The organism is Acinetobacter sp. CFCC 11171, assembly GCF_003268405.1.
In the GTDB taxonomy this organism is placed as follows: domain Bacteria; phylum Pseudomonadota; class Gammaproteobacteria; order Pseudomonadales; family Moraxellaceae; genus Acinetobacter; species Acinetobacter amyesii.
In genome coordinates, this window is the sequence record NZ_LQXP01000062.1 from 1 (window position 1) to 8,395 (window position 8,395).

At 39.8% G+C, this 8,395-nt stretch carries 3 protein-coding genes and 1 pseudogene; all 4 read left to right on the forward strand.

The window, feature by feature from the left end; translation table 11 throughout:
• The coding region (locus AVJ20_RS17440) for a DUF2345 domain-containing protein (RefSeq protein ID WP_111886093.1) at positions 1 to 2,578 on the forward strand (2,578 nt) is incomplete at its 5' end.
• Between the two features lie 66 nt (positions 2,579 to 2,644).
• Positions 2,645 to 7,471: an RHS repeat-associated core domain-containing protein gene (locus AVJ20_RS17445; protein ID WP_111886094.1), complete on the forward strand. Its 4,827-nt coding sequence runs from the start codon at positions 2,645 to 2,647 to the stop codon at positions 7,469 to 7,471.
• Positions 7,472 to 7,481: 10 nt separating this feature from the next.
• Entirely contained in the window at positions 7,482 to 7,931 is a 450-nt protein-coding gene (locus AVJ20_RS17450) for a hypothetical protein (protein ID WP_111886095.1), read from the forward strand.
• A gap of 114 nt (positions 7,932 to 8,045) precedes the next feature.
• Positions 8,046 to 8,395: pseudogene (locus AVJ20_RS18940) on the forward strand (hypothetical protein); the annotation flags it as partial.

The window sequence follows — 8,395 nt, forward strand, 5'->3', positions numbered from 1 at the left end:
CCTACATAGTCAAAATCAAGATAATGCGAGCTTAAGCTTAGAGCAGGCATGGCATGTGAGCCCTGCATGGATGCAAGATCTGAATGGTGAAGATGCTGCAACAGCTTCTAATAGTGCTCAAGTTGAACGTCTCAATCAAAATTTTAGTGATTATTATGCAGCTCAAGCCAAACAATTTATTGCTAAAAGTACCGTGCGTGATACACAAGTTGGTTATTGGTTCAAATTGGATGAGCATCCAGAGATTGACCAGCATCGTGGTGCAGATCAAGAGTTTTTGATTTTATCTAAGTCTTTTTATAATCAAAATAATTTACCCAAAGACTTAACCGATCAAGTTACACAACTGATCCATCAAAGTCAGTGGCAAGTCAAACAAAGCGAGGCGGATGAACGCCAAGCCAATACCTTGGCTTTGCAACGTCGAAATATTACGACCGTCCCTGAATTTAATCCGCTTACACATCGACCAGTAACACATCCGCAGCGTGCTAAAGTTGTGGGGCCTGCCGGTGAAGAAATTCATGTTGATGAATGGGGGCGGATAAAAGTCCGTTTCTTGTTTACCCGTTCCGATGATCATGGCCATGATGGCGGTGCAGGTGCGAACAATAATGACACAGATTCGGCTTGGGTTGATGTGTTGACCCCTTGGGCGGGTGAAGGTTATGGCGCACGCTTTTTGCCGAGAATCGGTGAAATTGTTGTCGTTGATTTCTTTGATGGCAATATTGATCGTCCATTTGTGGTTGGGCGTATACATGAAGCGCAGCGTAGTCCAACCAAATTTGACAATACAGGACAATTGCCAGATACCAAAAAACTTGCTGGGATTCGCTCGAAAGAAGTGGCGGGTGAAGGTTTTGGGCAATTACGTTTTGATGATACCACGGGTCAAATTAGTACCCAGCTGCAAAGTAGTCATGGTGCGAGCCAACTGAATCTCGGTAAGCTCAGTCATCCGAAAGACAAGGCTGAAAGTGAAGATCGAGGTGAAGGTTTTGAATTACGTACCGATCAATGGGGCGCAGTACGGGCAGGGCAAGGTTTATTGGTTTCGACTTATAAACAAGATGGGGCCGAAGGTGAACACCTAGATGCTGAGATTGCCAAGAAACAACTTGAAGGTAGCCAAACTAATGCTAAGGCATTGAGTGATATTGCTAAAAATCAAAAGACTGATGAAATAGAGTCAGTTGAGCAGCTCAAAGCCTTTGCGAGTGAAATTGAAAAAGATATTGCGAAATTTAAAAAAGCCATTCTTTTACTCAATTCGGTTGATGGTATTGCGCTGAGTACACCGGAAGATATTCACCTTTCAGCAACCGGTATGATTAATCAGATTGCTGGTGATAGTATTAACCTGAGTACCCAAAAAAATATTGTCGGTCAGGCGCTAGGTAAAGTTAGTTTATTTGCAGCACAAGGCGGTATTAAAGCCATTGCAGCACAAAGAAAAATTGAAATTCAGGCACAGTCGGATGCACTGGATATCTTGGCGAAGAAAGGCATCACCATTTCTTCGACTGAAGATAAAATTGAAATCAGTAGTCCCAAAGAAATCGTGATTACGGGTGCATCTTCCCAAATTACCTTAAATGGTTCAGGCATTCTTTCCAAAACAGGCGGAAAGTTTGAAGTGAATGCGGGGCAACATTTATTTAAACCTGCGGCAAGTGCAAGTCAATCAGCTCAGCTTCCTGCTTCAAATCCTCTAAAAGGGGCGCTAGAACTGCTTAAAAGTTATGGTGGACAAGACTTCTTTAGCGGTACTGGATTTAAAGTCATTGATGCATTGGGTAAGCAAGTTTCAGGAAAACTTGATGGTAATGGATTTGCGCAAGTCACAGGTATCGCGCCAGGGCCTGCCAAAGTAGAGTTTGAAACGGATCCACGTAGTGCATGGGATTCAGCGAGTCATTTTAAGCGTGACTATCAATGGGCAGAAAACGTTGTACCGGGAGCTTCAGACTTGATTCAGAATGCACTCGGGTCGTTGGGGCAAAATTTAACTTCACAGCTTAAAGATAACTTATTCAATTTAAATGCAGATTCTTTAAAAAATATAGGGAAAAATGCATTAAAAGAGGTGGGCGGACAAGCGTTAAATCAATTTAAAGACCAAGTCACCAACTCTGCACTATCTGCAATTTCATCGAAACTCAACTTGGGGCTTTCTGCTTCACAAATGGCAAGTTTGGGTCAGGGGGCACAAGGCTTATCCAGTGTATTAGGTGGAAGTGGAATGAGTAACGGCATCGTTTCTGGGTCAACTGCTGCCGCAGTTCAGAACTCACAAGCAACCATTGATAAGGACATTGTGGGCCGTAAAATTTCTTATTCCACACGCGCATTGACCTATACAGAAACCATTCGAGAAGGCTCTGCAACGCCCGCGAATGTGACAGCTGCACCCGTGGCGGTGCCTAAAGTGCCTGAAATAAAAGTAGCAGAAGTTGCACCTGCACCAGTGATACCTGTCCTTGCCAGTGACGATGATTGGGTAGATAGGAAGCAATATTCAAGCCCTTATCTCACTTATAGTGAAACCACACGACCGAAAAAGAACAACGGTTAGTGTTTGCTAAAAGATTAAGCGAAAGACAGTTTTAAATAATTTAGAATTTGAGTAATAGGTTTTTACATGACGACTGAACAAAATGTTCAACAAGAACAACAACCGACAAATAAGCCAGCGGTAGAACTGGCAATTTTTAATTTAGAGAGTGTGACCCATACCGAAGATCATAAGTTTATAGCGCATCAAATACAGGATTATTTAAAAGCATGTGGCAATACCAGCCTTGAGCAGTTAAAAGCCAATGCGAATGTTCCGACTGTAGCGAATATCTTTGCATTATCAGGGGCTGTTTTAGACTTACTTTTATTTGCCACCGAGCAAGAACAAGGTGATGCAGCGGTGCAAAAAACTGCATTGCTGAGTATGAACTTGATAGGATTGTATTTAGAACCCAAAGCAGAAGCACATGTAAGAATGGCTTTACGTCCTTTGCTGGGTTTAATGTCTGAGAAGTTATATCCAGCCAATGGTAAAATTCAAGAGGCTGATATTCGACGCATGTCTTTGCATTTAAATGCGCAAATGGCAGGGGATTTAGAAAAGTTTCTGACTGAAACTCAAGCTAAACTTCCTACTTTGCTTTCAGGCGCGACCACTTTAGGTAGCGCAATCCTGAATACATTTGCAGCGCCTATTAATTCAGGACTTGTTTCACCAACCATTAGTTTTGGTGCAAGCGCAGAAAAACGTGATCCGACTGAACAATTTAGCAATTGGACGAAACCGCTGATTGATTTAAGCAAGACAAGTGCACTTGCGAATATGCTACCTAAAATTAGAAAAGCACAGACAGGTACATTATTACAAACCGAAGCAACTCAGGCATTGAGCTTACTTCCTAATGAAATTCAAAAACAAAGCAATGCGGGGCAAAAATATACCTTGGCATGGCTCATTCAAGAAACTTTAAAAGCCATCAAAAAACAGGGTAATAAATCCAGTGCGAGTGTGCCTTTGAACCAAACAGGTGAGCACGAACAACATACGATGGGTGATACTTTAGAGTTTTTAACTTTGCAACCAGATGCATTGAATGATCCAACTTGTTCGATTCCAAGTGAGGATGCTACACCTAGTGACTCAGCAACTAACAACAGTATTAGTTATGCTATAGGTGCTGAACGTGTCAATCATTCAGATTTCTTTTTGCCTAAAGTAGGTTTTAGCTTTAGTCGTCAATATAACTCGCAAATGCATGAGTTTGACCAAAGCCTCATGGGGGCGCGTTGGATGATGCCTTTTTCGAATGTCATTTGCCAAAATAAAAACGGCTATTTGTTTATAGACAGCAATGGCCGCAAGCATCAGCTGCCTGCATCAATTGTGTATGAGGCTTATACGGTGCCTTATGAAGGCTTTAGTATAGAACCATTAGAAAATGAAGACTTGCTGCTGAATTTTGGTTCAGCGTGGAGTTTTCATTTCCATAGCTTTAATGGCGGAAAACACTATCAGTTGATTCAGCAATTTAATGAAGAAACAGATGAAAAAGTTGCCTTAAGTTATCTGTTGTTTGAACAGCAAGCTTATCTGCAAAGTATTGATTTTCAATTAAAGCGTGGCAAGCATCAACTCAAGTTTGCTTTTAATGATCAAGTGAAAATCATCGCTGCCTTTGTAGATGATCAAGCAGAGCCAGTTTCACGCTATAAATATGATACGCAAGGTAATTTAATTCAGGCAGTGGATCAAAATGGCCATGTACGCAGCTATGAATATAATGATGCGCATCAGCTGACCCGTTATACCGACCGTACTGGTCGTGGGCAAAATATCCGTTATGAATCAAAAGAGGCGAATGCCAAAGCCATCGCAGAATGGGCAGATGATGGTAGTTTTAAAACACGGTTGGAGTGGCACCCGAGACTGCGCCAAGTTGCTGTGTACGATGCCTATGATGTGCCAACCTATTACTACTTTGACCTAGATGGTTTTACTTATCGCACACGATTAGCCGATGGCCGAGAAAAGTGGCTCTCTCGTGACAGTCAAAAACGCATTACCCGTCAAATTGATTTTGCAGGCCTAGAAACCGAACAAGTTTATAACGAGCAAGATCAGCTGATTAAAATTGTACAGCCGAATGGAGGCATCATCCGTTTTGCCTATGATGAAGCAGGAAATTTAACTGAGACTAAAGATCCAGAAGGGAATATTTGGAAAAAAGAATACGATGCGGATGGTAATGTCACCAAGGAAATTAACCCTTTAGGTCATAGCACGCAATATAAATACAACAACGATAATCAAGTTATAGAAATCATTGATGCCAAAGGCGGCGCTAAAAAAATTCAATACAATGATTTGGGACAAATGACCGCATATAGCGATTGTTCAGGTAAAGAAAGCGCATGGGAATACGATGAAGAAGGCGCACTGACGGCCCAGCAGTCTGCTAATGCGCAGCAAATTAAATATATCTACAGCTCAGAAGGTAAAGACAAAGGTCAGCTTAGAGCAATTGTCTATCCTGATGGTTTAAAAGAACAATTTGAGCATGATGAAGAAGGGCGCTTGCTCAAGCATACGGATACCAAAGGTTTAAGCACGCAGTACCGTTATAATGCTGCGGGTTTGCTCGAACAGCGTATAGATGCGAACCGTCATCAAATTGGCTACCAATGGGACAATCAAGGCCGTATTCAAAAGCTGATCAATCAAAACCATGCGGAATATTTATTTAGTTATAACCGTTTTGGGCAGTTGGTGCATGAACAAGCCTTTGATGGGGAAGAAAAGCATTATAGTTACAATGACAATGGACAGCTGTTTCAAATACGTCAACCGAATATCCTGACCCAATTGGGTTATCATGCAGACGGTTCAATTGCTTCAAAAACCTATACGCATGTGCAAACACGACACAGTCAAACTGAAGAATTTGAATACAATCTAAATAATCAACTCAGCCAAGCGACAAATAAAGAAAGCAAAATCAACTTTTATCGAAATCCGCTCGGGCAGTTGGTACGCGAACATCAGCACTATAACGTGCCAAATTTAAAGCCGCTGACTGCAGTGTTGCGTTACGAATACGATGAGTTGGGCAACTTAAGCAAGACTATCCGCCCAGATGGACAAGTCCAAACCAATCTGACATATGGTTCAGGGCATATCTATGGCATCGCCTTTAACCAACAAGATATGGTGGCATTCCAACGTGATGATTTGCATCGTGAAACAGCTCGTATGTTGGCCAATGGCTTAATTCAAAGCAAAAATTATAATGATGTCGGTCTGCTGAGTTCACAAATTATTCGACCAGAACAAGAAACTACAGGTCGTGTACAGCATCAAGCAGAACGTCATTATCAATACGATAAAAACTACTTACTGACCCAAGTTGAGGACAGTCGCTTAGGTCAACTCAACTATCAATACGATGTAATTGGACGATTGATCAAAAGCCAAGGTCCGCAACTTACAGAAAGCTTTGCCTTTGACCCAGCGGGTAACTTGATTGACCCGATTGCGACACAATCATCACAAGTGAAAAATAACCTGATTACGCAATATCAAGGCAAACACTATAAATACGATGCGCAAGGCAATGTGATTGAAACGACCCAAGCAGGCAAAACGCTAAAACTAACGTGGGATAACCTAAATCGTCTGATTCAAAGTGATAACAATGGCCAAGTCACGACTTATGGCTATGATGTCTTTGGTCGACGCTTATATAAACATAGCCCAATAGAAAAAAACTTAACGTTATTTGGCTGGGATAGTGACTTAATGATTTGGGAGTCACAACAATCCAGTAATGAACAAGCGCAATATACCAAGCATTATGTTTATGAGCCGAATAGCTTTGTACCCTTGCTACAAACAGGCTATGCCGGATTTATTAAATTAATTGAAACACCAGACTACTCAAAGTTCCAAACAGAACCTTACTCAGTTTATAAAGACTCAGTATGGAAAACTGAAACACGGAAGAATAAGGCTGCATTAGAAAAAGTTACATTTTACCACTGTGACCAAGTAGGTACACCGCAAACCTTAAGTAATGAGTTGGGTGAATGTGTTTGGGAAATTAAGCAGAATACATGGGGTATTGCTTTAGAAATTAAGGCTAGTGAAAACCTACTTGAACAAACAAATATTCGTTTCCAAGGCCAATATTACGACAAGGAGACAGGTTTACATTATAACCGCTACAGATATTATGAGCCGCATAGTGCAAGGTATGTAAGTAAAGATCCAATAGGACTAGAAGGTGGATTGAATAACTTGGCTTATGTGAATGATCCTAATTTGTGGGTCGATCCAGAAGGATTAAATAGTTTTAATTTTGGTGAAATGTTTGGAATTCCAGCAAGTGCTCAAGCTAGAATAGCATATGAAGGACAGCGTAATTATGATTGTTGGATGAAAACAGGGAGACAATGTGAAATTGCAGTAGAACCTTTGTTTGATTATGTAATATGTACTGGAGGATTCTCAGCATTTGGAGGTTCTAAGATATATAATTTACATAATGGTAATGTCTATACCGCGGGTGGTATTTCGTTAACTGGAACTAAAGATATGAAAGATCATGCAAAAACGGTAGGAGATATTGCTGAAAAAAGTATAGATAATAAATTTAAAATAGGAGCTACTAAGCTGAATAAACTAAGAAAAATGTTTAGTGGTAGCTGCATGGCAGGATATATATTAAATAAACCATCAGGTTTGACAAATTCAAAAGCTACTGATGAATTTCTAACAGGCATGGGAATATCTCAGAGTGTTGGATGGTGGGGAGCTAGGATTGGAGTTACAACTCCTGCTGGCTCCTTCTTTGATAGGAATGGACCTGTTGGTGTGGAAGTTGGTATGGGTACTCCTGGAGTAGATATAAGTGTAAGTGATAGTAAGCCTACTTTAGTTCGTACACAAGATTAGAGGTTATAAAATGAAAAAAATACTATGTTATATTATACTATCTCTTTTACTTATAAACTGCACATCATTAAATAATAGTAAAAATGATGAAATAGATTTAAAAGAATTATCTGAAAAACTATTTAAAGAATATAGTTTTAGTTATGAGACTCTCCGGAAAAAAAGCTCTACTCAACTTGTGGTTTTAAAAATAAGTAAAGAAAATTTCTCTAATAATGATTATGAAAAAATAAAAAAAGCGTTATTAGCTGATAAATGGAGTTTGATTGATTCATATAATAACTATTATAGTTTTTGTAAAACAAATGATTACTCTGTTGATATATTAAATCCTATTTATAGTAAACATTACTCAAGAGATGGTGATGAAGTTAACTTTACTAGTAATGATTATTGGTATTTCGCTTTTTATTACAATAAATTAGGGATTAATACATGTATGGAATATTACAGAAATTAAAACGCCATTTACTCGCTGAGAATAATTTAACTTTATTTGGTTGAGAAAGATGAATTAGAACGGGTTGTATTTTATCACTGTGTAGGTACTCCACAAACTCTCATTAAGTAAGCGTCTGCTGATGCGCAGCAAGTCAAATATATCAACAGTTCAGAGGGAAAAGACAAAGGCCAGCTTAAAGCAATTGTTTATCCTGATGGTTTAAAAGAACAATTTGAACATGATGAAGAAGGACGCTTGCTGAAGCATACGGATACCAAAGGTTTAAACACGCAGTACCGTTATAATGCTGCGGGTTTGCTCGAACAGTGTATAGATGCGAACCGCCATCAAATTGGCTACCAATGGGACAATCAAGGGCGTATTCAAAAGCTTACCAATCAAAACCATGCGGAATATTTATTTAGTTATAACCGTTTTGGGCAATTGGTACATGAACAAGCTTTTGATGGGGAAGAAAAGAA